Here is a 25,770-nt window from a genome sequence, read left to right on the forward strand (position 1 = left end):
AGGACGGACATCGATGCACGCAGGGGGGTCAGTGTCGGAACACCAACCAAAGTCACGGGCACAAATGTTCCTGGCCTTCAGCATCTTGTCCATGCAGGGCTTTGGTGGCGTCATGGCCATCGCCCGGCGCGAGCTGGTCGAGAAGCGGGCCTGGTTGACGCCGGAGCGCTTCCTGGCCGACTGGGCGGTGGCGCACGTGCTGCCTGGCCCCAATGTGGTCAACCTGTCGGTGATGGTAGGCGACCGGTTCTTTGGCTGGACCGGTGCCGCCGTGGCGGTGGCAGGCCTGTTCACTTTTCCTCTGCTTCTGGTCCTGCTGCTGGCCGTGGGCTTTGAGTCCTACGGCTCCATTGCCGCTGTCCAGGGTGCCCTCAAAGGCATCGCCGCCGTGGTCACTGCGTTGATCGCCAGCACAGCGGCCAAGATGCTGCCCTCCATGCGTGCGCATCCAGGCGGGCGGCTTTTCTGCCTGTTCTGCGGCATGGTCACGCTGGCACTGGTGCTGGTGCTGCGATGGCCCCTGCCCTGGATCCTGGGCTCCGTGGGTCTGACCGCCTGGGCCTGGACCTATTACTGGCTTGGGGCCCACCCGAAGCCAGGCGCACGATGACCAACGTCCAAGCCTTCGCCTGGAGCGACCTGCCCAGCCTGTGCCTGAACTTCGCCACGCTGTCCCTCATCTCCGTCGGCGGTGGCATGGCCGTGGTGCCTGACATGCACCGCTTCCTGGTGCTTGAAAGCCGCTGGCTCACAGCGTCGCAGTTCAGCGACTCCGTGGCCCTGGCGCAGGTTGCGCCGGGCCCCAACATCCTGTTCGTGGCCCTGATGGGCTGGTACGCGTCGTCGCTTTCGCTGGGTGTCTGGGCCGCGCCGCTGGTGGCAACGCTGTGCCTGCTGTGCATGGTGGGCCCCAGCTCGGTGCTGGCCTTGTACGCCTCGCGCTGGATGGAGCGGCACCATGAGGTGCGCAGCGTCAAAGCCTTCCACAACGGCCTTGCGCCGGTGGTGGTGGCCCTGCTGTTTTCGTCGGCGGTGTACGTCTACCCTTCCAAGAGCATGACCTTGCACGATCTGGCGCTGGCGGTGTTGTGCCTGACGGCGTTCGTGCTGCTGCTCAAAACCCGCGTGAACCTGATGCTGCTGCTGGCCGCCGGTGCCACCGCTGGCGCGCTGGGCCTGGTTTAAGTGCCCCGTAGCGGCGCGCTCCGCCGCGGGATCGACCTTTCGGCCTGCCGTGGCTGGGGCGTCACCTCCGGCCCGAGCAAGACGCGGATTTTTTCCATGTTTCTGATGGTGGCGTTCAGGTGCTCGCTCATCGCGGCCGATGCGTCCGATAGCCGCTCTGCTTCAATCAGATCCAGGATATCCAGGTGCTGCTGGCAGTGCGCCGCGTACCGCACACGGTCCTTCATCGACCGGTACGACAACAGGCGCCGCAGGCGGTGGACGCGACGCACAGCGTCGATGAAGAACGCGTTTCCTGAAGCCTGCACCAAGGCCTCGTGAAACAGCACGCCCCGGTCGTGCAACTCCTCGGGCGTGGCGGTTTCGATGCCACCGTTCAGCAGTCGCCGCTCGGTGGCGCGCAAGCGCGCGATCACCTGGGGATCCAGGTGGTAGCCAGGCTCCAGCAAGGCGGCAGGCTCCAGCGCCAAGCGCAGCCGGTAGGACTTCAGCAGACTGCCGGGGGTGGTCAGGATGGCACTGAAGTCCCAGCCGTAGCCAGGGCGTTTCTGCATCCACCCTTCATCGGAAATCCGGTGCAGCAGGGTGTGCAGCTGACCGCCTGAGAGGCTGTACCTCGACCTCAGTTCAGCTTCGGTCACCTCGTCGGGCAGGGCCCCATTGAGGCGGTCTTCCGCCAGCTGAAAGTACGCCGCGCTCAAGCAGTCGGTCTGCGAGACCCCGAACTCCGTCGCCAGCAACGTGGCGACCCGATCCAACGACGCTGCGAGGAAGAAGCCGCGGTTCGGTTCACGCACCACCACGCCCTTTTCTTGCAGCCTGATCAGCGCCTGGCTGACCGGGGTGCGCGACACCTTCAGGCGCCCGGCCAACGCGGCCGCCGTCAGGTGAGCACCCTCGGCCAGCCCTTGATCAAGAACGGTTTCCAGTATCTGGCGCGCGAGCATTTTCATCCTTCATTCGAGCATCAACCCATATAGTCGTCACCCAAAAACATTGCATCAAACAACTCCTTGCAACAACAGGCCACTCACCAGAAGTATCGAATGAGAGCTCGCATTCAGAAATTCATGCAATAAATGCAGGCCATGGACGGATGAGACCCCGGGTTTTCCACATAGTTATTTTGTATTTAATAAAACTAAAATGCAACTTTCAACCTTCCAAAAGCATCTACGATGAAGCCCCTATCGCACCCGCTCGCTCGCGCCGTCGGACTCGCACTGGGCATCGCCGCCCTCAGCCCCACACAGGCGCAGGACTACCCGTCCCGCAACGTGTCCATCGTCGTGCCCTTCGGCGCAGGTGGCGGCGTGGACATCACTGCCCGCCTGCTGGCCGAGAAGCTGCGCACCACGCTGGGTGGCACGGTCATCGTGGAAAACAAGGCCGGCGGCAGCGGCATGATCGGCGCGCAGGCGGTGGTCAAGGCCGCGCCGGACGGCCACACCCTGCTGCTGGGTTCGGCCGGCGAAACCGCCATCAACCCCTTCGTCTACAAGGGCCGCATGCAGTACGAGCCGGCCAAGGATCTGGTGCCGGTCACGCTGGTGGTGCGCGTGCCCAACGTGCTGGTGGTGGCCAACAAACTGCCGGTGAAGAACACCGAAGAGCTGATCGCCCACGCCAAGAAGAACCCGGGCAAGTTGTCCTATTCCACCAGCGGCGTGGGCAACCCGCAGCACCTCAATGGCGAATTGCTCGAAGAACTGGGCGGCATCTTCATGGTCCACATCCCCTACCGCGGCGCCGCGGCCCAGCTGGTGGACGTAACCTCCGGCCTGGTGGACATGACCTTCGTGAGCTACACGGCGGCCAAGTCCTTCATCCAGGCCGGCAAGGTCAAGCCGATCGCGGTGACCTCGCCCACCCGCGCTTCGTTCGCGCCCGACCTGCCGGCCCTGGCCGAACACAAGCCGCTCGCCAAGTACGCACTGGAAAACTGGTTTGGCCTGTTCGCCCCCGCCGGCACGCCCGACGCTGTGGTGCAGAAGCTCAATGCCGCCGTGACCGCCGCCCTCAAAGACCCCGAGCTGGCCAAGAAGCTGCGCGAACAGGGTTGCGAACCCACGCCCATGAGCCCGCAGCAGTTCAAGGACTTCATCAAGAAGGAGTCCACTCAGTTCGAACGCATCGTCACCACCGCCAAGATCGTTGCGGAGTAAACAGTCAATCCTTCAAAGAATGCGTATCGGTTCAGGCGCGCCGGTGTCTCGGCGATGCCTACTTCAGCATCCACTCATGCTGGGGGTCGTTCTTGAACACCCAGAAGCGGTTCGGGCCGGCCATCACGTTGAGGTAGTACAGGTCGTAGCCGTGCGGCGCGACCACAGGGTGGTAGCCGCGCGGCACCATCACCACGTCGTGGTCTTCCACCGCGCAGGCTTCGTCCAGGCTGCGGTCGTCGGTGTAGACGCGCTGGAAGGCAAAGCCCTGCGGCGGGTTGAGGCGGTGGTAGTACGTCTCCTCCAGCAAGGTCTCGGTCGGCGGCGTTTCCTGGTCGTGCTTGTGCGGCGGGTAGCTGCTGGAATGGCTGGCCGGGGTCATCACCTCCACCACCAGCAGGTGCGCCGCGGTCGGGTCGTCGTGCGGCAGGATGTCGCAGACATAACGCGTGTTCGTGCCCTTGCCGCGCACGCTGCGCTTCATCTTGGCCGGGTCCAGCACGCTCACCTTGCGGTTGCGCGCATCGTCCGGCGCGCTGCACAGCGCCACCTCGGCCGCCCGCACGGCGCGGATCTGCACCGTCTTGCCGGAGGGCACGTACACCGCCGCCGGCGACACGTCTTCGAACACTCTGTTGCGCGTGCCCAGGTGGCTGTAAGTCTCGCCGTCGATGGTGACATCCACTGTGCCGGTGAGCACCACCAGGCACAGTTCGCGCTCACCGGTTTCCACGGCTTCCGATTCACCCGCCGCCAGGCGAAGGGCGCGGAACCCCACGTGGGTCCAGCCGGCGCGCTCGGGAGTGACGTTGACGATCTCGCGCCCGGTGGGTACGGCCTTGGCTAACAGAGGACTGACCATTGTGTTCTCCAGCAAATGGGATCTAACTCAGATGCGCTGCGCTGTCTGCGCCTTGACGTAGCTGGCGTGGGCCTCGTTGACCTCGCGGCGGCCCGAGACCTCGGGCACCGCGACCTCCCACCAGCAGCCACCGTCGGTGATGCGGTGGTGGGTGGTGTCGATGACGATGACCTGGGTGCGCTTGGCCTGGCGGGCCTTGACCATGGCGGCCTTGAGTTCGGCGATGTCCCTGACGTGCACCGCGTCGGCGCCCATGGCGCGGGCGTGCATGGCGAAGTCGATGGTGCTGCGCTCGCCGCCTTCGGGCACACAGTCGTCGAGCATGTTGTTGAAGCCCGGGCTGCCGGTCTTGATCTGCAGGCGCTCGATGCAGCCGTAGCCCCGGTTGTCCAGGATCACGACGATCATCTTCTGCCCCAGCAGCAGCGAGGTGGCCAGCTCGGAGTTGGCCATCATGTAGGAGCCGTCGCCCACCAGCACGATGGATTCCTGCTCAGGCCGGGCCATCTTCACGCCCAGGCCGCCGGCCACCTCGTAGCCCATACAGGAGTAGCCGTATTCCATGTGGTAGTTGCCGGGCAGGCTGGCGCGCCAGAGCTTGTGCAGCTCGGCCGGCAGCGTGCCGGCGGCACACAGCGCCACGTCTTGGGTACCGCTGTCCAGGCCGAGTTCCAGCGCCGAATCGCGCACCGCGCCGATGACCTCGGCGTCGTAGGGCAGCATGTCCTTCGGCACGTTCGTGGTCAGTTCGGTGATGCGCGCGTTGGCCGCTGCGGCCTGCTGCTTCGCGCGGGCGGTCCAGGCGGCGTCGGCGGCCCAATCATGGAGGCCGGCTTCGAGCTGGCCCAGGCCCACGCGCGCATCGGCCACCAGGGCGGCGCCGCTCCACTTGCCGGCGTCGTAGGGCTGCACGTTCAGGCTCAGCAGCTTGGCTTGCGGGAACAGCGCGTGTGAACCGGTGGTGAAGTCCTGCAGGCGGGTGCCGACCGCGAACACCACGTCGGCCTCGCGCGCCATGTCGTTGGCCCAGGACACGCCGTCGACACCGATGGCGCCGAGGTTGAGCGGGTGGTCCCAGGGCAGGCTGCTCTTGCCGCCGTGCGACTCGACCACGGGCACGCCGTGCGCGTCGACGAAGGCGCGCAGCGCGGCCCAGGCCCGGCTGTAGAGCACGCCGCCCCCGGCCACGATCAGCGGACGCTTCGCACTGCGCAACAGGGCGACGGAGTGGGCCAGTTCGCGCTCGTCCGCCGGCGGACGGCGGAAACGCAGCACGCCGGGGCTCAGGAAATCCTCGGGGCAGTCGAAGGCCATGGCCTGCACGTCCTGCGGCAGCGAGAGGCAGGCCGGGCCGCAGTTGGCCGGGTCCGTCATCGTCTGAATCGCGCGCGGCAACGCGGTGAGGATGTGCTCGGGTCGCGTGAGGCGGTCGAAGTAGCGCGTGACCGGGCGGAAGCAGTCGCTGGCGCTGATATCGCCCTGGCCGAAACTTTCGATCTGCTGCAGCACCGGGTCGGGCCGGCGGGTGGCGAACACGTCACCGGGCAGCAGCAGCACCGGCAGGCGGTTGACGTGCGCCACCGCAGCCGCCGTGACCATGTTGGTCGCGCCCGGTCCGATGCTGGTGGACACGGCCATGATGCGCTGGCGGAACTGGGCCTTGCTGAACGCGATGGCGGCGTGCGCCATGGTCTGTTCGTTGTGCGCGCGGTAGGTGGTGAGGTGGTCGCGTTCGGCCGCCAGGGCCTCCCCCAGCCCGGCCACGTTGCCGTGGCCGAAGATGGTGAACACGCCGCCGCAATAGGGCTCGATGGAAGTGTGGCCGTCGAGGTGCTCCACCTCCATCCGCAGGGCAGCCAGGTGTTTCACCAGCGCCTGCGCCATCGTGAGTCGTACGGTTTTCATAGGTTCTGTCGTGTCAAGCTGCGGCGCGTTGGGCAGTGTGACGGCTTCTCCACGCATCCACCAGCACCGCGAAGTTGCGGGCGACTTCGTCCACCAAGGCCGCGTCGTCGATCTCGCCCTTGAACCATTTCAGGGACGCATCGGCCCACAGGGTACGACCAACCATGAAACCCTTGACGATGGGGTTGGTGGCGTTGGCAAAACTGGCGGCCAGAAACGCCAGCGGCTGGTTCAGGCCCAGGATGACCGCGCCGCGACAGTGGCGGTCGCGCTGGGCGATCAACGCTTCCAGATCGCGCCAGCCCCGCTCCTGCATGGGCGCCAGCTTCCACCATTCGGGCTTGACGCCCAGGTTGTAGAACCGCTCAACCGCATGCAGAACATCGCCATCTGCGTTATCCGCAGCACTCATGCCCTTGGGCAAAATGATTTCGAGTAGTAATTCATTGCCAGAGGCACGCGTGGCCTCCCACAACTCCAACACTGTGTTTTCTTGCTCTTCTCGCAAAGATTCATCGTCGTTGGGGTGGTAGTGCAGCAGACATTTGACGACCTGTTCCGTCGGCCAATGACGAAGCGCACTGCCTATGGACCTGGTGCCGTCAAAGCGCAGCGGACGAGAACCAGGTAGCTCCACCGGACGTCCGACCCACCAGCCGCGGCCGGTGGCCCGTGCCAATGCATCGGACCCCATGGCGCTGCCATCGATGAGAACCCCCGTGTGTTCATGCAGGTTGCATGACGCCTCGACCAGCTCCGTAGCCTTAACGAGCAACGCTTTCAAGTGCGGAATCCGATCGCCGGAAACACCCACAGCATTGACCATCTCTGTGAACTGCGCCCTGTGATCAAAAGCCATCACACAGAGTTCTTCCCAGCTCGGGCGCGCGGCGGTGACGCGGTGCAGGTGGGCCAACTGCTCGTCAGCATCCACCTTCGGGTTGCGGCTGCCGCCGAACCAGTGGGCCAGTTCGGCCGGCGTGGGCATGGCGGCGGAACAGGCGTGGCGCGAAACCACGATGGCGCCGCAGGCGTTGGCCACCTGGGTGGATTCGGCCCAGTCCTTGCCCTGCAGCAGGCTGGCCATCAGACCCGAGAGGAAAGCGTCGCCCGCGCCCAGCACGTTGAGCACCTCCACGCGTTCGCCCCGGTAGGTGGGCGCGGCGTCGATGTGCTCGGGCACAGCGCCTTCGATCACGCAACAGCCCAGGGCGCCGCGCTTGACCACCAGCGTGGCCTGCGGGCACAGGGCGCGCACGGCGCGCAGGCTGGCGATGAGGTCGTCCGCCACACCACCGGCAATGAAGAACTCTTCTTCAGTGCCCACCAGCAGGTCGAACAGCGGCAGCGATTCTTGCAGCTGGCGCGTCACGCCGGCGTCGGCCACGTAGCGGTTTTCACCGGCGCCCCGGCCGGTCAGGCCCCAGAGCACCGGGCGGTAGTCGATGTCCAGCACGGTCACGGTGCCGTGGCGGCGCGCGGCCTGCAACGCCTTGTGGGCGGCGGCGCGGGTACCGTCGGTCGACAGGTGGGTGCCGGTGATGGCCAGTGCGCGGCATTGGGCGATGAAGCCATCGTCGATGGCGGCGGCGTCCAGCGCCATGTCGGCGCAGTTCTCGCGCACGAACAGCAGCGGGAAGGTGTCGCGGTCCTTGATGCCCAGCAGCACCAGGGCAGTGAGGCGTTCCTTGTCAATCTGCACCTGGCTGGTGTCGCAGCCTTCGCGCTGCAACGACTCGATCAGAAATCGACCCATATGTTCGTCGCCGACTCGAGAAATCATCGCGCTGCGCAACCCCAGGCGAGCGACTCCGAATGCAACATTGGCTGAGCTCCCGCCAAGGTACTTTGCCATGCTGCGGGCATCCTCAAGACGACTTCCGAATTGTTCGGAGTACAAATCAACAGCAAGACGTCCGAGGCAGGCGATGTCGTGCTCTCTGTTAGCGGGAAATGTCAGATTCATGATGATGGTGTTGCCGAATAAGGCTCACTCGTTCAGGTGTTTCGATTCGCTGCAAACAGGATGCCAATGGGTCTTTGTGCCAGCAGCGACTACTCATAGGGCACATGGAACCGCATGCACCAAAAAAATCGATGCCTTGACAAAGCCTGCCGTGTGTCACGAGAGTTCTCTGATGGGCTGAGGCCGCTTCGTGCGAGCAGCAGAGTGCAACCGATGCAAGATCGCTTGTTTGCAGGCCTGTCGCATGTCGCGGAAGCCGCTGAAGCCCATGTACTGTGCGAAGCGGACGACGCTGGCAGCCGAGACGGAACTGCGGGTCGAGAAGTCTTCAATGCCACAAAGCCCCAGCAGCATCGGGTCTTGCAGGATGCAGATAGCCACCTTGCGATTTTGAGGAGTCAACGTGTGCAATTCGTTGCGGATGCGGACAATGATTTCCGGCCATTCGGGCGCCGTTTCGGGGGCCATGCTCAGCTCCGTGCGAAGTGCCGGTCGATCTGGCGCTGGATCTCGGTGCGCATGAAGCGGCTGGAGTCGTCAGCGCGCTCTTCCCAGGCGAAGACGCAGGACGACATCACGCCGTCGAACTGCACCTCGGCCAGGGTGCCGAAGAAGACGTCCCAGTCGATCTCGCCCTGGCCCATGTCCAGGTGCTGGTGCACGCGGATCTGCGTGGAGCCCGGCGGGTTGACGATGTAGCGCAGCTGGCTGCTCTTCTTGTGGTTGAAGGTGTCGGCCACGCGCACATGGGCCAGCACCGGGGCGGCCTCGCGGATCATGGCGGCCATGTCGTCGCCGTAATAGAAGGTGTGCGGCGCGATGTAGGACAGCTTCAGCGCCTTGGAGCCGATGTTCTTGACGATGTCGGCCGCCGGCTGCAGCGTCTCGATCCAGTCCTCGGGGTGCGGCTCCACCGACAAGGTGATGCCTTCCTTCTCGAAGATCGGCAGCAGCTCGTCCATGCTGCGGAACCAGGCGGCCTCGCACATCTCCTTGGTGTTGGCGCCGGGGCGCTCACCCACCGAGCGCTCGGGCGAGGCGCCGCGACCGAACTCGCTGATCATGAGTTGGCAGTCCATCTCCACCGCCACCTCGATCGCCTTCTTCCAGCAGCGCATGGCCCAGGTCCGCTCGTCCTCGAACGGGCTGGCCCAGCGGTACATGGGCTGCAGCGAGGCCAGGCCGACGCCGGCCGAACGCATCGCGGCCTTGAAGCCGGCCATGCGCTCCTTGGTCGCACGGGGCATGACCCACCAGTCCAGGAAGTCCGAGCGGGGTGAGAGTTCGATCTGGTCGTAGCCCAGCGCGGCCACCGCCGACGGCAGCTCGGTCAGCGGCAGGTGCCGGATCATGTACGGGTCGAGGGCAATCTTCATGGCCGGTCCTCCTTGCTCACTGGCTGATGGTCTGCTTGAGCGCTTCGATGGAGGTCAGCACGCCGGCTTCCACCGACATGGTCAGGTCTTCCATCTCCAGCGACACGTAGCCGTCGTAACCCATCATGCGGCAGACCGAGAAGAACTCTTTCCACCATTGCAGGTCGCGCCCACAGCCCACGGCCACGTAGTTCCAGGTGCGGTTGGCCGCGTCTGTCACGGGCTTGGTTTCCAGCACGCCGTCGATGTCGGCCAGGCCGCGTTCGACGCGGGCGTCCTTGCCGTGGATGTGGTGGATGGCACCCTTGAGCGCGCGGGCCGAGGCGATGGGCTCGGCGCCCATGACCATCAGATGCGAGGGGTCAAGGTTGATGCCGACGATGGGGTCGGTGGCTTCGCGCAGGCGCCACAGGGTGGACGGGTTGTAGACCAGCATGCAGGGGAATTCCTCGATGGCGATCTGGTCCACACCGTGCGCCTTGCAGTGCTCGACGAACTTCTTCCACCAAGGAATGGCGACCTCGTTCCACTGGTAGTCCAGCGCCGGGCCCATGTACGAAGGCCACGACACGGTGGAGGTGATCCAGTTGGGCGTCTTGTCGCCGGGGGCGCCGGCCGGGCAGCCGGACATCATCACGACCTTGCGCACGCCCAGCAGGCTGGCCAGGCGGATGGTGTCGTAGGTGCTGGCGGTGTGCTGCTCGCCCATTTCGCCCGGGCACAGCGGGTTGCCCGAGCAGTTGAGGGCGGCGATTTCCATGCCGCGTTTGGACAGTTCGGCCAGGAAGGCCTTGCGCTTGTCTTCAGAGGCCAGCAGCTCCTGGGTCTTGACGTGCGGGCAGCTGGCCCAGCCGCCGGCGGTCATTTCCACCGCGTTGACGCCCAGGGACTGGACCTGGTCGAGCATGTCGGTGTAGCTCAGGTTGCTGTAAACGTCGGTGCAGATCGAGAGTTTCATGTCGGGTTCCGTTGGGATCAGAAAAGAGGATGTGGGGATTTACTGGAAGTCGATCCAGGCGGCGCCGGCGTCGGCCGAGCGCACGCAGTTTTCCAGCCAGCGCACGCCTTCGGTGCCGGCCTGGATGCCCGGGTAGTGGTGGGTCTTGAGGAAGGCGTCGTCGCCACGCTGGCGTGCGTCGATGGCCTGAGCGATCCACAGGTAGATGTTCGACCAGCTGTCGCCGAGGCCTTCGGTGTGCAAGGCGCCCATGCGGTCCACGGCCAGGCTCTCGGCTTCCAGGTAGGGCATGCCGTGGTGCAGGATGCGGTTGGGCTCGCCCTGCACTTCGTAGATCAGCTGGTCGGGGTGCGCATCGGACCAGGACACGCTGGCCTTGGAGCCGACGAAGCGGTAGCGCTGCGAGCCCATGTTGCCGGCGTCCACCGACGACACCCACAGGCGGCCGCGCGCGCCGTTGTCGTAGTGCATGAGCACGGTGGCGTGGTCTTCCAGCGGCGCGCGGGTGGGGATGAAGGCCTTGCGGTCGCACAGCAGGCGCTCGATCTTCATGTGCGGCAGCACCACTTCGGACAGGTAGTACAGGTGTGTGCCGATGTCGCCCAGCACGAAGGTCGGGCCGGCGGTGCGCGGGTTGGTGCGCCACTTGAGCGCTTCGCCCGCGCCGGAGTCGTCGCCCGAATTGAAGCCGTGGGTGTAGGCCATGTCGACGATGCGGATGTCGCCCAGCAGGCCCTTCTTGACCATGGCGGCCATCTGGTGCACCAGCGGGTGGCCGGTGAAGCCATAGGTCACGCCGACGATCAGGCCCTTGGCGGCGGCCAGCTTTTCGACCTCTTCGCACTCGGCGACGGTGAAGAACAGCGGCTTCTCGCAGATCACGTGGATACCGGCGTTCAGCAGGGCCTTGGTGATCTCGAAGTGGGTGAAGTTGGGCGTGGCGACCGACACCACCTCCACGCCATCGGCGCGGCCCTTTTCACCCGCGATCAGCGCCTGCACGTCGGCGTAGCAGCGCTCGGCGGCCACACCCAGGTTCACGCCGAAGTCGCGGCCGCGCTCGGCGTCCAGGTCAAAGGCACCGCAGACGAGCTGGTAGGTGCCGTCGCGCAGCGCGCCGGTGCGGTGCTTGTAGCCGACCTGGCCGGTGCGGCCGCCGCCGACCATGCCCCAGCGCAGTGGGCGGGCGGTCTTCTTTTCTCCGTTCAACATGAGTAAATCCTTGAGATGTTTAAAAAAAATTGAGGGGGTTGAAAAAATGCAACCGGGTGCAAAGAGAATTCAAAAAAACGGGGAAGCGTCCCCGTGGCGTGGGTACTGGCGGCGTCAGGCGGCCAGGCCGGCCTCGTGTTCGATCTCCGCCTCCAGCTCTGCCATCGTTTCGCCGCCGGCCATCAGGTCGGTGACTTCCTCGCGGGTTCTTTCGCCCTTGCGGAAATCGGCCGCCTTGGCGCCGCGGATCAGCACGGCAAAGTGGTCCCCGACCGTCAAAGCGTGCACCACCTGGTGCGTGATGAAGATGACCGCGATGCCCTTCTTGCGTGCCTGCAGCACGATGCGCAGCACGTGTGCCGCTTCCTTCACGCCCAGTGCGGCGGTGGGTTCGTCGAGGATCAGCACGCGGGCGCCGAAGTACACGGCACGGGCGATCGCCAGCGCCTGGCGCTCGCCGCCCGAGAGACCGCCAACCAGGCGGTCGCCGTCGTCGATGCGGGTGATGCCGAACTCCCGCACCGCTTTCACCGCGACCTCGTTGGCGGTCTTGCGGTCGAACACTTTCAGTGGCCCCCAGGACTTGGTCGGCTCGGCACCGACGAAGAAGCAACGGCCGATGCTCATCAGCGGGAAGGTGCCGCCGAATTGGTGCACCGTGGCGATGCCCATGTCGCTGGCTGCCTTGGGGTTGGCGAAGTCGACCACCTGGCCGTCCATCTCCAGGGTGCCGGAGGTCGGGCGGTGCACACCCGAGAGGACCTTGATCAATGTGGACTTGCCGGCGCCGTTGTCGCCCAGCAGGCACAGCACTTCGCCAGCATGCACCTCCAGCGAAATGTCGTGCAGCACATCGATGGGGCCGAAGGACTTGTTGACGTGCGAGAGCTTGAGGATTGGAGCGCTCATTTCTTCACCGCGCCTTTCGTGCTGCGGGCGCTGGACAGCGCCATCTTGCGGAAGGTGTTGTTCATCAGCACGGCGACCAGCAGCAGGATGCCGATGATCAGGCTGGCCCAGTTGGCATCGAATCCCGTGAAGAAGATGCCTTGGTTGACGATGGCAAAGGTCAACGTGCCCAGCACGATACCGACCACCGAACCATAGCCCCCGGTCAGCAGCACGCCGCCGATCACCACCGAGATGATCGAGTTGAAGATGAAGGACATGCCGGCCGAAACCTGCGCGCTGTTGTAGAGGATGGCCTGCGACATGCCGACGAACGACGCGGCGACCGAGCTGCTCATGAACAGCGCGATGGTGAGTCTGTCGGTCGGGATGCCGGCGTTGCGGGCGCCGTCCTTGTCGCCGCCGAGCGCCAGCAGCCAGTTCCCAACCGGCGAAAGGTGCAGCACAAAGCCAACCCCCAGTGCCGCAGCCAGCCACCAGAAGATCGTTACCTGGAATTTGTCGGCCACGAACTGGCCCAGCAGCGCCTTGGCCAGATCGCCCGCCTCCAAGGGAACACTGGTGCTGCCCGCGATCAGCACCGACAGCCCCAGCGTCAAGCCTGCCACGGCAAAGAGCGTGGCCAGCGTGACGATCAGCGACGGTACAGCCGTTCGGATGACCAGCAGGCCGTTGATGAAACCCACCAACAGGCCCAGACCGAGCGAGGCCGCGATGCCGACCGCGATCGGCGCACCGAAGTGCCCCGAGACGATGGCCACCATCATCGACGAGGCTGGGATCATTGAACCGATCGAGATGTCCAGGTGGCCGGCGATCATCAGCAGGCCGACCGGCAGGGCCACGATACCCAGCGCAGCGGCGACGTTGAGCCAGCTCGCCACGCCGCCGGCGGTGACGAAGTTCTCGCCGCCGAACAGGGTGAAGAAGGCGAACACGACGACCAGGCCGATCATCGAGCCGGTCTCGGGCCTGCGCAGCAGGTTGCCGAGGGAAATACCGGGTGCAGGGGTGGTCATGGTGGGCGCCACTGGGTGGGTCAGGGTGTTCATGTCAGCGCGCGCCGGCCTTCACGCCCGCCAGGGTGGCGTCGATGTTGGTCGCGTCCACGATGCCGGGGCCGGTCAGGATGGGGCTGGTGGGCACGTCGAGGCCGTACTGCACATAGTTGTTGAGCAGGGACACGGCCAGGAAGCCCTGCAGGTAGGGCTGCTGGTCGATGGCGAACAGCTGCGATCCCTTCTTGATGCGGTCCAGCGTGGACTGGTCCATGTCGAAGGTGCCGAGCTTCACTTTACTGCCGGTCTGCGTGATCGCGGTGGCGGCGCTGTTGGCGTCGCCTGCGCTGATGGTGATCACGCCCTGGATCGCACTGTCGCGCATCAGAGCGGCCTTGATGGCCTCGGCCACCGCTGTCGGGTTGCCGAAGCTGGTGGCCGGCAGTGGCAGCTGCTTGGAGGTGCCGCCGGCCTTGGCGATGCCGTCAGCCACGCCCTTACAGCGCGCTTCCAGGTTGGCCGCGCCAGGCACGGTGTTCACACAGATCACGTTCTTCACGCCTGCCTGGGCGAACTTGGCGCCACCCGCCACGCCGGCCACGTACTCGTCGCTGCCGATGTAGTTGCGCGCACCCAGCTTGTCGGCCGCAGCCTTGCCGCCGGCGTTGTAGATGATCAGCGGGATGCCGGCCTTGACGACCTCCTTGAAGGCGTCGTCCATGGCGGCGGGCACCCAGTCGGGGCCAACGATAGCATCCGGCTTCTGGCTGATGGCCGAGCGGATCAGGTTCGCCGCGTCGGGACCGAGGTTGTCGTAGTTCTGCGGGCCCAGCCAGGTCACCGAACCGCCTTGCGCCTTGACCACGATGCCGGCCGCCTCGGCGCCGCGCTTGACGATGGACCAGAACGGGTCATCGGCCTTGCCGCCGATCACGATGATCTTGGCGCCCGCAGCCAGGGCCGAGCTCGAGACGGCGCAAAAAGCCGCCGAAATTGCAACCGCTTTCAAAACGCGTTTGAAAAACATCATGTTTGTCTCCTTGCTGCTCGTCAAGAGCGAAAAACCTGTGATTCAGGTTGATATGGTGGGTGATCGGCTACTTCTAAAAAGCTATCCCGGTGGCTGTTTCAAGCAGATTTTTGCATTGCATTGCAACCGGGTGCAAGCACTTTAGCGGCAGAATCAAAACCTTGGTTTAGGGGTTTTCCCTCGGGGTCAGGAAAGAGGGCAGGTCAGCCCGGATCGCGCTTGTGCGATCCGCGCAGCACCAGAATGCCCGGTGCCAGGCAGGAGTCGGCCGTGCGAGCGGCCGGATCCAGCAGGCGGTTGACGGCCTCGGTCACCAGGTACTCCATCGGCTGGCGGAAGGTGGTGAGCTCGTAGCTGGGCGAGGCGGCAATATCGATGTCGTCAAAGCCCACGATGGCGATCCGGCGAGCCGCATGACAGGCCACCAGGCAGTCCATCGCGCCGATGGCCAGGATGTCGTTCTCGCAGAACAGCGCCTCGATGCGCTCCTGCCGCGGGGTCGATTCCCAGTGCCGCATCAGCGCCTGCATGCCGCAGCTGCGGTCGTAGTGGTCGGCGTGCAGCACGTTGCGCAGTGCCACCTGCCCGGCGCGCAGGCCCTCCTTGAACCCTTCGAAGCGCCGCAGCGTGGTGCCCGCGGAGGTGGGACCCGACATGTAGCCGATCGAGCGGTAGCCCTGGTCCAGGAACAGCCGGGCGATCTCCTGGCCGGCCTGGTATCCGTCGGTGCTGACGTAGGGGATGCCGGCGTCTTCGCTATTGCGGAACATCACCACCAGCGGGATGTGCTTGATATTGCGCGCCAGGTTGACCAGCTCATCGGTAAGGGTCACGCCCAGGAACAGCAGGCCATCGATCTGCAGCTGGTCGGCCAGCGTCAGCGCGGCGGCCGAGCTGTAGACCGAGCTGATGTTGAGCAGCAGCGAGCTGTAGCCCTTGAGCTGCAGCTGCCGGGTGACCTCGTTGAGCAGGGCCAGCTGGTTCGGGTTGCTGGCCATCTCGTCGACCACCAGCCCGATGATGTGGGTCTTGCGCGTGGCCAGGCTGCGCGCCAGCAGGTTGGGGCTGTAACCCAGCTCGGCGGCAATGCGGTGCACTTTCTCGCGCACGGCCGGGGCGATCGAGGCGCCATCGGTGAAGGCCCGCGAGACGGTCCACTTGGACACGCCCGCGCGCTCGGCAACATCACTGGCGGTGACTTTCCGGAAGGATGCGCCCGATTTGGTCATAGCATTTTGCAAGACTGGAATGGAAGCGCGAGCTGGGCTCAGCACGAGTTGGTTGAAGCACATCGAATTCTAGGCGTGAGTCAAAAGCCACCTTCACTGACTTCCGACTTGAACGGCTGTTGGGGGCTCATGTCACCCTACTGGAAGTTTGATTGGCATCCAACGGAACTCTGGATCCACTTCTTTCAGCGCAAAGCCACAGTCTTTTCAGAGTTCGGAAGCACAGCAGCAGCCTCAATAAAGTCAGCCACTGTCTGCCAGCCAGCGCGCAGCTGTGCTTCGCTCTTGCCAACGTAGTGTCCCAAGGTCACATCCCCTGCGACCGAGTGGTTCAACATTCGCTTCAGCAAACCACCTGAGACCAACTCTTCAGCAATGCTGGCAAAGGTGTCGCGCAAGCCATGTCCTTGCACATTGGTCTTTGCCTCCGCGTTGATCCACTTCAAGGTCTTTCGCGCATCGGTGATGGGGAAGAGGACCTCGTCGGGTTTCCGGCCTGCGCAGTGCTTGGCCGCGATTTCCAGCGCCTGTCGCGCCAGTAGCAGCTTGTGGTCGCTTCGGTTCTTTGTGTCCCGAAGAACGACCTTTCCAGCGTCACAGTCCACATCCCCCACCCTGATCGGTGGGTAGTTGTAGCGCTTGTCGCCATGAATTTCGCCGCCACGACAACCGGTCAACAACTGAAAACGGTAGTAGTCCGCAGCTATCTGTGAGGGGGCTTTGCCGCTCACCCGCCACCAAGCACCGAGTCGTTCAGGAGGGATGGGAGCCGGGTTCCCTTTTGCTGGAGCCAGAACGATGCGATCCCGCCCCGCTGCCTCTCGGCCCAGCGGATTGCCTGGCACCACAATGCCATGCCAGCGCATCACCGCGCGCAGCACTTGCATCGCATAGTCGGCTTGCCGCTTTGACCTCTTAAGCAGGGACGCGTATTGGTCCCGAATGTCATCGGAGGTGAGCTTCACCAGCAGCTTGCCTGCGAGTTGGTAAAGCAATCCGTCAGCCAGCTTTTTGCCCCTCTTGGTTGTTTCACCCGGTTCGACCATTGCCAGGTAGTCTGCCCTAGTGCGGGCTTTCAATGGCAGACCGTCCTTTGCCCGCCGCTTCTTGTCAACGTACTCGCGGAGTGCCTTGGCCAGCGTCATGCCTTCTTGCCGATCCAGTTGCTCACGCTCGGCTGCTTCAGCCCGCAGCCGCGCCTCCTCCTGGGCTGGCCAGTCCACGCCGTCGCGAGCCAGCGCTCGGATGCGTGCGGCCTCGGCACAGGCCGTGGCCAGCTTCATCTGGCCCGGACCTTCCCCATACTCCTGCGGCAATCGATACTGGCGCTCAACATCAGAGCCTTTGACGGTGTATCGGACCAGCAGTGTGCGAACGCCATCTGGCGCGATGCGCAACTGCAAGCCTCGGTCGAGCGTGAGCTTGTAGGGCCGCGCTTTGGCTTTGTGGGTTTCAATCGCTCTAACAGTGAGGAGCGGCATTTGCGTGTTCCGTGTCCGACTGGTGTCCGAAAAATCCTGAGCTCAAATGCTACCCAGCGGGACTGCATGAAACAACAAATTCTTTCAACCCATTGATTTAGAATGGTTTTATCTCGTCCCAAGAAGCCCCATAGCGTCCCAGAAAATCCGTTTTATACTGACTGTTAATCCGCAGGTCCCTGGTTCGAGTCCAGGTCGGGGAGCCAGAACACGTTAAACAACAAAGGCCTTCTTCGGAAGGCCTTTGTTGTTTCTGGCGGCATCACGCACTCGCACTCCTGGCCCTTGCCCACCCCTCTCATGATGACCATCAAGCGATCGGTTTTCTGGCTCAGCCTGATTGTCGTGGCGGTGCTCTCGTTGATGCCCGTCGAATTCCTGCCTCCCCAGACGCTCAATGTCTGGGACAAGGCCCAGCATGCGCTGGCTTTTGCCGGCCTGGCTCTGCTGGGTCTGCAGCCCTATCCCACACGCCCATGGCGCCTGGCCCTGTGGCTGCTGGCGTACGGTGGGGCCATCGAGATGATCCAGTCGGCCACCGGCTGGCGGTATGGGGACTGGCTGGATCTGCTGGCCGATGCCCTGGGCATTGCGACAGGGGTCCTGCTCTGGGGTTTGCTTCGCTTGCGTGTACCGCACGCCGGTGGCTGAACACGGGCCATTGCAGATTTCACGGCATGCTCAACGGCCTGACAAGCTCGACAGCACCGACCATGGGCAACCGCGCACAATACGGGCATGACGCAATCGCCGCCCACCCGGACGCTGCCCTGGCTGGAACCTGGGCAGTCGTTTCCACCCGTTGAGACCGCCTGGGGTCCGTCCGATCCCGCCCCAGGGTTGTTGGCTGCGGGCGGCGTGCTGGACGTGCCCACATTGATTGCCGCCTATTCGCAGGGCATCTTTCCCTGGTACAGCGCTGGGCAACCCATCTTGTGGTGGAGCACCGACCCGCGCATGGTGCTTCACTGTCGCCGCTTCCGGCTGCACCGCTCCCTTCGCAAGACCTTGAAAACCCTGCTCAAGGCGGGGCGGCTGGAGATCCGGTTCGACCACGGATTCGAGCGCATTATTCAGGCCTGCGCACACACCCGTCGCGCCGGACAAAGTGGTTCCTGGATCCTGCCACCCATGGTTCAGGCCTATGTCCGCCTGCACCGCGCCGGTATGGCCCACAGCGTGGAAACCTGGATCGACGGTGAGCTCGCTGGTGGCCTCTATTGCGTCAATCTGGGTGGCATGGTTTATGGCGAGTCCATGTTCTGCCGGCAAAGCGATGCCTCAAAGATCGCGCTGGCGGCACTGGTGGCTTTCTGTCGCGCCCATGCCCTGCCCTTGATTGATTGCCAGCAAGACACCTCCCACCTGGCTTCATTGGGTGGCGAGCTCATGCCGCGCGAAGCGTTCTGCCGCCACCTGCGCATGGCCCTCCAACATGCAACGCCGCAGTGGGATTTCCTCCCCGTATACTGGGAGGAAATCCTGAATGAAGGCGGCATTCGAGTGTGACGCACCTCAAAGAACTCCCTCTTCAGGCGCTGCAGTTTTATGCCACAGCGCCTTACCCTTGCAGCTATCTGCAAGGGCATCAGGCCCGCTCGCAGGTCGCCACACCGAGCCATCTGATCCACAACGACGCTTACTCGGACCTGGTCACGCACGGCTTTCGCCGCAGCGGCATGTTCACCTACCGCCCGTACTGCGATGGCTGCCAGGCCTGTGTGCCGTTGAGGGTTCCGGTGAAGCGCTTTGCCCCCAGTCGCAGCCAGCGGCGCTGCCTGGCCAGCCATGCGCACCTGCAGACCCGGGTGCTCAAATTGTGCTTCGTCCCGGAACACTACCAGTTGTACCTGCGCTACCAGAACAGCCGCCACGCAGGCGGGGGCATGGATCACGACAGCATCGACCAGTACACCCAGTTTCTCCTGCAAAGCCGCGTCAACTCGCGATTGATCGAGTTTCACGAACCGGCCAGAAACGGACACCCCCCGCAACTCAAGATGGTGTCTATCGTGGACGTGCTCAACGACGGCCTCTCGGCGGTCTATACGTTCTACGAGCCCGATGACAAGGCGAGCTACGGCACGTACAGCGTGCTCTGGCAGATCGAGCAATCCCGAACCCTGAACCTGCCCCATGTCTATCTGGGTTACTGGATCGCCCAGAGCGACAAAATGCGCTACAAGTCCGGGTTCCGTCCGCACGAAGTGCTCATAGATGGACACTGGATCGCTCGAGACTGAGCCATCGGCCGCCACGAGGGCGGCGCTTGCCTGATCATCGAAACGCGTCGTCAGCCCGAAGCGGGCAGGAAACGTCATTTCATCTCGTAAAATATGCTCAACCCAATTTGAGCCCATGACCAAACGATCCGACAACCTGCCCAGCACCCCCACCGTCCAGGTGATCGAACGCATGTTCAACCTGCTGGAGGTGCTGGCCGCACGCGAGGAGCCGGTTTCACTCAAGGAAATCAGCGAAAAGACCGGCTTGCACCCATCCACAGCCCACCGCATCCTCAACGACCTGACCATCGGGCGTTTTGTGGACAGACCAGAAGCCGGCAGCTACCGTTTGGGCATGCGGCTGCTGGAGCTGGGCAATCTGGTGAAGGCACGTCTGAGCGTGCGCGATGCCGCGCTGCTGCCCATGCGCGAGCTGCACAAGCTGATCCAACAGCCGGTCAACCTGAGTGTTCGCCAGGGCGACGAGATCGTGTATGTGGAACGGGCCTACAGTGAGCGCTCCGGCATGCAGGTGGTGCGCGCCATTGGTGGTCGGGCACCACTGCATCTCACCTCCGTCGGCAAGCTGTTTCTGGCCGCTGACGATCCGCAACGCGTGCGTGCCTATGCCACACGCACCGGTCTGGCTGGCAATACGCGAAACAGCCTGACCCAGCTGGCCACGCTGGAGCGCGAACTGATCCAGTGCCGCCAAGCGGGTCTGGCGCGTGACAACGAAGAACTGGAGCTGGGCGTGCGCTGCATGGCGGCAGGCATCTACGACGACCAATGCAAGCTCGTGGCAGGCCTCTCGATTTCCGCACCAGCCGACCGCATCGATGAAAGCTGGGTGCCCCGGCTGCGCTCCACTGCGGCAGAGATATCTGCCGCACTGGGTTGCCCCAACGTCAAAAATCTGGCACCGGTCGGCCCCTGAATGCTTCTTTCAAAAAAAACGGTCCGACAGGGACCGTTTTTTTATCGGCGGAACTCTTTGTGCCCCGCTCATTCCGGAATGCTCAGCCTTGAGGTCTGACAAGCACGGCCTGAGACGGCGGCGTTTGGGCCTCCACCCACCGACGCACACGCTCGGCATCCTGCGCACGGTCCAGCTTACCCGCCGAGTCCAGGAACACCATGATGAGTTTGCGATCCGCCACCTTCGCCTGCATCACCAAGCATCGACCCGCTTCAGAGATATAGCCCGTCTTTTGTAACCCGATGTCCCAATCCGGACTGCGAATCAAACGATTGGAGTTCTTGAACTGAAGCATGCGATCGCCCAGCTCCACCAAGTAGCTAGGCGAGGTGGACAGACTGCGCAGAATCGGCCGCTCGTAGGCCACAGACACCAGCGTGGCCAGATCACGGGCACTGGACTGATTCAGGCTCGACAGACCGGTGGGCTCCACGTAGCGGGTATCGCCCATACCCAACTCAAAAGCCTTCTGGTTCATAAGGCTCACGAACTGGTGCAAGCCACCTGGGTAGGTACGCCCCAACGCGTGGGCAGCGCGATTCTCGCTGGACATCAAAGCGAGGTGCATCAACTCACCCCGGCTCAGGGTGGTGCCCACTGCCAAGCGCGACCGACTTCCTTTGAGGGTATCCACGTCATCCTGGGTGATGGTGATCAATTCATCCATCGGCAGGTTGGCGTCGGCAATCACCAGACCCGTCATGAGTTTGGTCAACGAAGCGATGGGAAGCACCGCCGCGTCGTTCTTGCTGAACAGAACTTCGCGGGTGTCCTGATCAATCACCAGCGCCACGCTCGAGTTCAAGTCCAGCGGGTCCAGGCTGCTGCGCAGCCCCAGGCGCTCGCCCACGGACAGCCGGGCCGGCACGGACACACGGACCACGCTCGCTGGCCGGCTGTACGCGGCCGCCGTATACCGCCGGGACTTGCTGCTGGCCACGCGCAGCTTGCCGCCCTTTGACCTCGCCAGGGTGGTTGCCGACTTTTTGCGGGTGTTCTTGGCCAGTCGCTTGGAGCTCGGCGCGGTGCTGCGCTTGGCCTGGACAACCGACGTCTTCCGGGCATGGGTTTTGGCAACCGCCGTGTTTCTTTTGTCCGCGGACTTGGTGGCGACAGGCCTTTTGCCTTTTTCGCTCGAACGGGTCTGGGTGGCGGACTGCACCGACAGCGGAATGGCCAGCGCGGCGGTTAGAGCCAGGCAGGCGGTCGTTTGCAGGATTTTTCGGATGCGATTCGAGCAAAGGACCATGACGCCACTCCAGCAACAGATGTTGTGCTGGAGTGGAGTATAGACAACCCAAGAAAAACTAGCAATATCAAAAGCTTGCCTAAGTTTCTTCGATGATCGGTAGAACAGGTGCTACTTTCGGTATCAATTCAACTGTTCACGATACCAAGATTTGCAAGTCATTGATTTTAAAAGCTTTATCCTTGGGCTGCCACACGGTCCGCCTTGCTGTGCAATTTGTTGAGCGCACTCAGATAGGCCTTGGCCGACGCGACCACGATATCCGGGTCCGCCCCCACGCCATTGACGACCCGCCCGCTGTGTTGCAACCGCACGGTCACTTCCCCCTGGCTTTCGGTCGAACCACTCGTGATGGCATTGACCGAGTACAGCACCAGTTCGGCGCCGCTCTTGACATGGGTTTCAATGGCTTTCAATGAGGCATCCACCGGCCCGTTGCCGTCGGATTCACCGAGGAACTCCTTGCCCGCCACGGTAAACACCACGCGGGCATGGGGCCGCTCGCCGGTTTCACTGCGCTGCGAGAGCGACACCAGGCCGTACTGCTCCTTTTCGGTGGTCACACTCTCGTCACTGCACAGGGCGAGGATGTCTTCGTCGAAGATCTCGCTCTTGCGATCGGCCAGTTCCTTGAAGGCGGCAAATGCGGTGTTGATCTCGCTCTCGGACTCCATCTCGATGCCCAGGTCCTGCAAACGCTGCTTGAAGGCATTCCGACCGCTGAGCTTGCCCAACACAATCTTGTTCGCACTCCAGCCAACGTCTTCGGCCCGCATGATTTCATAGGTGTCTCGCGCCTTGAGCACGCCGTCCTGGTGGATGCCACTGGCATGGGCAAAGGCATTGGCTCCCACCACGGCCTTGTTGGGCTGCACCACGAAACCCGTGGTCTGGCTGACCATGCGGCTGGCAGGCACGATCTGCGTGGTATCAACGCCCACGTCGAGGTTGAAATAGTCGCGACGCGTGCGCACCGCCATCACGACTTCTTCCAGCGAACAGTTGCCGGCGCGCTCACCCAGGCCGTTGATGGTGCACTCCACCTGACGAGCGCCGCCGATCTTGACACCCGCCAGCGAGTTGGCCACCGCCATACCCAGGTCGTTGTGGCAATGAACGGACCAGATCGCCTTGTCCGAGTTGGGCACGCGCTCGCGCAGGGTGCGAATGAAATCGCCATACAGCTCGGGAATCGCGTAGCCCACCGTGTCTGGGATGTTGAGTGTGGTGGCGCCTTCCTTGATGACCGCCTCGAGCACGCGGCAAAGAAAGTCCATGTCACTGCGATAACCGTCTTCGGGACTGAACTCGATGTCGTCGACCAGATTGCGAGCAAAGCGCACCGACTGCTTGGCCTGCTCGAACACTTGATCGGGCGTCATGCGCAGCTTCTTCTCCATGTGCAACGGACTGGTCGCAATGAAGGTGTGGATGCGCGCCCGGTTGGCCCCTTTGAGAGCCTCCGCCGCACGGGAAATGTCGCGGTCGTTGGCCCGTGCCAGCGAGCACACCGTGGAATCCTTGATGGTGTTGGCGATGGCCTGCACACAATCAAAATCACCGTTGGAGCTGGCGGCGAAACCGGCCTCGATCACGTCCACCTTCAGACGTTCCAGCTGACGTGCGATGCGCAGCTTCTCGTCCTTGGTCATGGAGGCGCCGGGCGACTGCTCGCCGTCGCGCAAGGTGGTGTCAAAAATGATCAGTTTGTCGCTCATCTCAATTCTCCGGTGTGTGGTCTCGTAGACCACTCTTGAAAAAACCCGCAGCCCAAAACAAAACGGCCCGCTGCAGGTGCAAACGGGCCGTTGTTGGAAATCACTCGCGCGTTACCAGACCTGCCCGTTGTGGACACCCAGTAGTAGCGAGAGCGAAACTTGTTTCATGTCAAGCAATGTATCACAAAGGAAGACCCGCCGAGACAACGTGACGTCGCAAACGCCATGGACCCGCTCAATCGTGCAACCCACGCTCATCGGGTTCATCGGTGGAGGTGCTGATCACACTGGTCGGGCGCCCCTTGGCCTTGCGCCAGAAATAGACCGCGTACCCCGACAGGCCGTAGACCACGAAAAGGCCAAACAAGACAGTGGGCGGATGGATGTTGATGATGGCGATACCCAGAGCCACCAGCACAATCGCGGCAAACGGCACGCTCTTTTTGAGACTCAGATCCTTGAAACTGTAGAAGGGCACATTGGTGACCATGGTCAAACCAGCGTACAGGGTGAGAGCGAACATCACCCAGGTCACATCCGAGGGAGGTATCTCGGCCTCGGTCATGAGCCAGATGAACCCGGCCACCAGAGCCGCGGCCGCTGGCGATGGCAGCCCCTGGAAGAAGCGCTTGTCCACCACGCCGGTGTTGACGTTGAAGCGGGCCAGCCGCAGAGCCGCGCAAGCGCAGTACACGAACGCAGCGATCCAGCCCCAGCGCCCCAGATCGTTGAGCGTCCAGACGTAGGCAATCAACGCGGGCGCGGCACCGAACGACACCATGTCGGACAGCGAATCCATCTGCTCGCCAAACGCACTTTGTGTGTGGGTCATCCGGGCCACGCGGCCATCCAGGCTGTCGAGCACCATGGCCACGAAGATGGCGACCGTGGCCAGATCAAAGCGGCCGTTCATGGCCATGACAATGGCGTAGAACCCACCGAACAGCGCAGCGAGCGTGATCATGTTGGGCAACATGTAGATGCCCTTGCGCCGCCGCGGTGGTTCAATGGTTGTCTGGTTCAGAGGATCGATTCCGTCGTGCATGAATGTCTCGGTTGGAGCCGTATGGCGAGCCAAGGCTCGTGGGTGGCAGTGTAAGCCAGCGAGTCCATCGACTGAAAAGACAAAGGCCACCGAAGTGGCCTTTGTATCGCAATGAGCAGCGCCACGGGTCGCTCGCCCGGCAGCGCTTCCACGCCCGGATCAGTTGCGGGTCTGGTCGACCAGCTTGTTCTTGGCGATCCAGGGCATCATGGCACGCAGCTGGGCGCCCACCACTTCGATCTGGTGATCGGCGGTGTTGCGGCGGCGGGCGGTCATGCTCGGGTAGTTCAGACGGCCTTCCTGGATGAACATCTTGGCGTAGTCACCGTTCTGGATGCGCTTCAGAGCGTTGCGCATGGCCTTGCGCGACTCTTCGTTGATCACTTCGGGGCCGGTCACGTACTCGCCGAACTCCGCGTTGTTGGAGATCGAGTAGTTCATGTTGGCGATGCCACCTTCGTAGATCAGATCCACGATCAGCTTGAGTTCGTGCAGGCACTCGAAGTAGGCCATCTCAGGGGCATAACCGGCTTCGACCAGGGTTTCATAACCCATCTTGATCAGCTCGACGGCACCGCCGCACAGCACGGCCTGCTCGCCGAACAGATCGGTCTCGGTCTCTTCCTTGAAGTTGGTCTCGATGATGCCGGCCTTGCCGCCGCCGTTGGCCATGGCGTAGGACAGGGCCAGGTCACGTGCCTTGCCGCTCTTGTCCTGGTGCACTGCGATGAGGTGGGGCACACCGCCGCCCTGCGTGTAGGTGTTGCGCACGGTGTGGCCAGGGGCCTTCGGCGCCACCATCCACACGTCCAGATCGGCGCGGGGCACGACCTGGTTGTAGTGCACGTTGAAACCGTGGGCGAACACCAGCGAAGCACCCTGCTTGATGTTGGGAGCGACGTTGTTGGTGTAGACCTCGGCGATCTGCTCGTCGGGCAGCAGGATCATGACCACGTCAGCCGCCTTCACGGCGTCGTTGACTTCCATCACGGTCAGGCCGGCCTTGCCGACCTTGTCCCAGGAAGCGCCGCCCTTGCGCAGGCCGACCACGACCTTGACGCCGCTGTCGTTCAGGTTTTGTGCATGGGCGTGGCCTTGTGAGCCATAACCAATGATGGCCACGGTCTTGCCCTTGATCAGGCTCAGGTCACAGTCTTTGTCGTAGAAAACTTTCATCTATTGCTCCAGTGGATTTGAGGTGTGTTGCCGTTCTTCGCGAGCCTGTCGAAGGGCTCTCGGGACCCCTGTCCGGTGGACAGGGGCTTCGACAGGCTCAGC

At 63.3% G+C, this 25,770-nt stretch carries 24 protein-coding genes; 7 read left to right on the plus strand and 17 right to left on the minus strand.

The window, feature by feature from the left end; genetic code table 11:
• Positions 1-64: 64 nt before the first annotated feature.
• Together KIH07_RS17835 and KIH07_RS17840 are read left to right on the plus strand one after the other, a co-directional pair.
• On the plus strand, positions 65-610 hold the full coding sequence (locus tag KIH07_RS17835) for a chromate transporter (RefSeq protein ID WP_226493250.1): 546 nt from the start codon (positions 65-67) through the stop codon (positions 608-610).
• Positions 607-1,185 (plus strand): chromate transporter, encoded by a 579-nt coding sequence (locus tag KIH07_RS17840; protein WP_226493251.1) that lies wholly within the window; start codon positions 607-609, stop codon positions 1,183-1,185. The genes KIH07_RS17835 and KIH07_RS17840 overlap by 4 nt, the downstream gene beginning before the upstream one ends.
• Here the strand turns inward: KIH07_RS17840 and KIH07_RS17845 are convergent.
• Positions 1,182-2,138: a GntR family transcriptional regulator gene (locus KIH07_RS17845; RefSeq protein WP_226493252.1), complete on the minus strand. Its 957-nt coding sequence runs from the start codon at positions 2,136-2,138 to the stop codon at positions 1,182-1,184. The two genes, KIH07_RS17840 and KIH07_RS17845, sit on opposite strands and share 4 nt — an antisense overlap.
• Before the next feature lie 225 nt (positions 2,139-2,363).
• Between KIH07_RS17845 and KIH07_RS17850 the strand changes: the two genes are divergently transcribed.
• Positions 2,364-3,350 (plus strand): Bug family tripartite tricarboxylate transporter substrate binding protein, encoded by a 987-nt coding sequence (locus KIH07_RS17850; protein ID WP_226493253.1) that lies wholly within the window; start codon positions 2,364-2,366, stop codon positions 3,348-3,350.
• A 58-nt stretch (positions 3,351-3,408) separates the two neighbouring features.
• Here the strand turns inward: KIH07_RS17850 and iolB are convergent, their stop codons facing one another.
• From iolB to KIH07_RS17910, 12 genes are all read right to left on the minus strand, one after another.
• A complete protein-coding gene (iolB, locus tag KIH07_RS17855) occupies positions 3,409-4,212 on the minus strand; it encodes a 5-deoxy-glucuronate isomerase (RefSeq protein ID WP_226493254.1) in 804 nt (267 codons plus the stop codon).
• Positions 4,213-4,239: 27 nt separating this feature from the next.
• Positions 4,240-6,117 (minus strand): 3D-(3,5/4)-trihydroxycyclohexane-1,2-dione acylhydrolase (decyclizing), encoded by a 1,878-nt coding sequence (gene iolD / locus KIH07_RS17860; protein ID WP_226493255.1) that lies wholly within the window; start codon positions 6,115-6,117, stop codon positions 4,240-4,242.
• Between the two features lie 13 nt (positions 6,118-6,130).
• A complete protein-coding gene (locus KIH07_RS17865) occupies positions 6,131-8,086 on the minus strand; it encodes a bifunctional 5-dehydro-2-deoxygluconokinase/5-dehydro-2-deoxyphosphogluconate aldolase (protein WP_226494744.1) in 1,956 nt (651 codons plus the stop codon).
• Positions 8,087-8,239: 153 nt separating this feature from the next.
• On the minus strand, positions 8,240-8,551 hold the full coding sequence (locus tag KIH07_RS17870) for a MurR/RpiR family transcriptional regulator (RefSeq protein WP_226493256.1): 312 nt from the start codon (positions 8,549-8,551) through the stop codon (positions 8,240-8,242).
• A 2-nt stretch (positions 8,552-8,553) separates the two neighbouring features.
• Positions 8,554-9,459, minus strand: a complete 906-nt coding sequence (locus KIH07_RS17875; RefSeq protein ID WP_226493257.1) for a sugar phosphate isomerase/epimerase family protein — start codon at positions 9,457-9,459, stop codon at positions 8,554-8,556.
• A gap of 16 nt (positions 9,460-9,475) precedes the next feature.
• Positions 9,476-10,417, minus strand: a complete 942-nt coding sequence (locus KIH07_RS17880; RefSeq protein WP_226493258.1) for a sugar phosphate isomerase/epimerase family protein — start codon at positions 10,415-10,417, stop codon at positions 9,476-9,478.
• A gap of 39 nt (positions 10,418-10,456) precedes the next feature.
• The gene (locus KIH07_RS17885) at positions 10,457-11,629 is read right to left on the minus strand and encodes a Gfo/Idh/MocA family protein (protein WP_226493259.1); all 1,173 of its coding nucleotides are present in this window, start codon (positions 11,627-11,629) and stop codon (positions 10,457-10,459) included.
• Between the two features lie 114 nt (positions 11,630-11,743).
• Entirely contained in the window at positions 11,744-12,538 is a 795-nt protein-coding gene (locus KIH07_RS17890) for an ATP-binding cassette domain-containing protein (protein WP_226493260.1), read from the minus strand.
• Entirely contained in the window at positions 12,535-13,590 is a 1,056-nt protein-coding gene (locus KIH07_RS17895; RefSeq protein WP_226493261.1) for an ABC transporter permease, read from the minus strand. Before KIH07_RS17895 ends, KIH07_RS17890 begins: the two co-directional genes overlap by 4 nt.
• Before the next feature lies 1 nt (position 13,591).
• On the minus strand, positions 13,592-14,566 hold the full coding sequence (locus tag KIH07_RS17900; RefSeq protein ID WP_226493262.1) for a sugar ABC transporter substrate-binding protein: 975 nt from the start codon (positions 14,564-14,566) through the stop codon (positions 13,592-13,594).
• A gap of 203 nt (positions 14,567-14,769) precedes the next feature.
• Positions 14,770-15,795 (minus strand): LacI family DNA-binding transcriptional regulator, encoded by a 1,026-nt coding sequence (locus tag KIH07_RS17905; protein WP_226493263.1) that lies wholly within the window; start codon positions 15,793-15,795, stop codon positions 14,770-14,772.
• 185 nt (positions 15,796-15,980) lie between these two features.
• Entirely contained in the window at positions 15,981-17,276 is a 1,296-nt protein-coding gene (locus tag KIH07_RS17910) for a tyrosine-type recombinase/integrase (RefSeq protein WP_226493264.1), read from the minus strand.
• 285 nt (positions 17,277-17,561) lie between these two features.
• Here KIH07_RS17910 and KIH07_RS17915 point away from each other — a divergent pair, with 285 nt between their 5' ends.
• The 4 genes from KIH07_RS17915 (at position 17,562) to KIH07_RS17930 (ending at position 20,438) form a co-directional block, all read left to right on the plus strand.
• Positions 17,562-17,927, plus strand: coding sequence for a VanZ family protein (locus KIH07_RS17915; RefSeq protein ID WP_226493265.1), 366 nt, complete (start codon positions 17,562-17,564; stop codon positions 17,925-17,927).
• An 87-nt stretch (positions 17,928-18,014) separates the two neighbouring features.
• Complete coding sequence (gene aat / locus KIH07_RS17920; protein ID WP_226493266.1) at positions 18,015-18,785, plus strand: leucyl/phenylalanyl-tRNA--protein transferase; 771 nt, start codon at positions 18,015-18,017, stop codon at positions 18,783-18,785.
• Complete coding sequence (locus KIH07_RS17925; protein WP_226493267.1) at positions 18,782-19,519, plus strand: arginyltransferase; 738 nt, start codon at positions 18,782-18,784, stop codon at positions 19,517-19,519. The genes aat and KIH07_RS17925 overlap by 4 nt, the downstream gene beginning before the upstream one ends.
• A 115-nt stretch (positions 19,520-19,634) precedes the next feature.
• Positions 19,635-20,438: an IclR family transcriptional regulator gene (locus KIH07_RS17930; RefSeq protein WP_226493268.1), complete on the plus strand. Its 804-nt coding sequence runs from the start codon at positions 19,635-19,637 to the stop codon at positions 20,436-20,438.
• 82 nt (positions 20,439-20,520) lie between these two features.
• Here KIH07_RS17930 and KIH07_RS17935 read toward each other — a convergent pair whose 3' ends face one another.
• From KIH07_RS17935 to ilvC, 4 genes are all read right to left on the minus strand, one after another.
• Entirely contained in the window at positions 20,521-21,729 is a 1,209-nt protein-coding gene (locus KIH07_RS17935; protein ID WP_226493269.1) for a serine hydrolase, read from the minus strand.
• 176 nt (positions 21,730-21,905) lie between these two features.
• Positions 21,906-23,447 carry a 2-isopropylmalate synthase gene (locus KIH07_RS17940; RefSeq protein ID WP_226493270.1) on the minus strand — a complete coding sequence of 514 codons (1,542 nt, stop codon included), beginning with the start codon at positions 23,445-23,447 and terminating at the stop codon, positions 21,906-21,908.
• Positions 23,448-23,682: 235 nt separating this feature from the next.
• On the minus strand, positions 23,683-24,492 hold the full coding sequence (pssA, locus tag KIH07_RS17945; RefSeq protein WP_226493271.1) for a CDP-diacylglycerol--serine O-phosphatidyltransferase: 810 nt from the start codon (positions 24,490-24,492) through the stop codon (positions 23,683-23,685).
• Between the two features lie 159 nt (positions 24,493-24,651).
• Positions 24,652-25,668: a ketol-acid reductoisomerase gene (gene ilvC, locus KIH07_RS17950; RefSeq protein WP_226493272.1), complete on the minus strand. Its 1,017-nt coding sequence runs from the start codon at positions 25,666-25,668 to the stop codon at positions 24,652-24,654.
• Positions 25,669-25,770: the final 102 nt, after the last annotated feature.

It is taken from the genome of Hydrogenophaga taeniospiralis (assembly GCF_020510445.1).
Lineage (GTDB): Bacteria > Pseudomonadota > Gammaproteobacteria > Burkholderiales > Burkholderiaceae_C > Hydrogenophaga.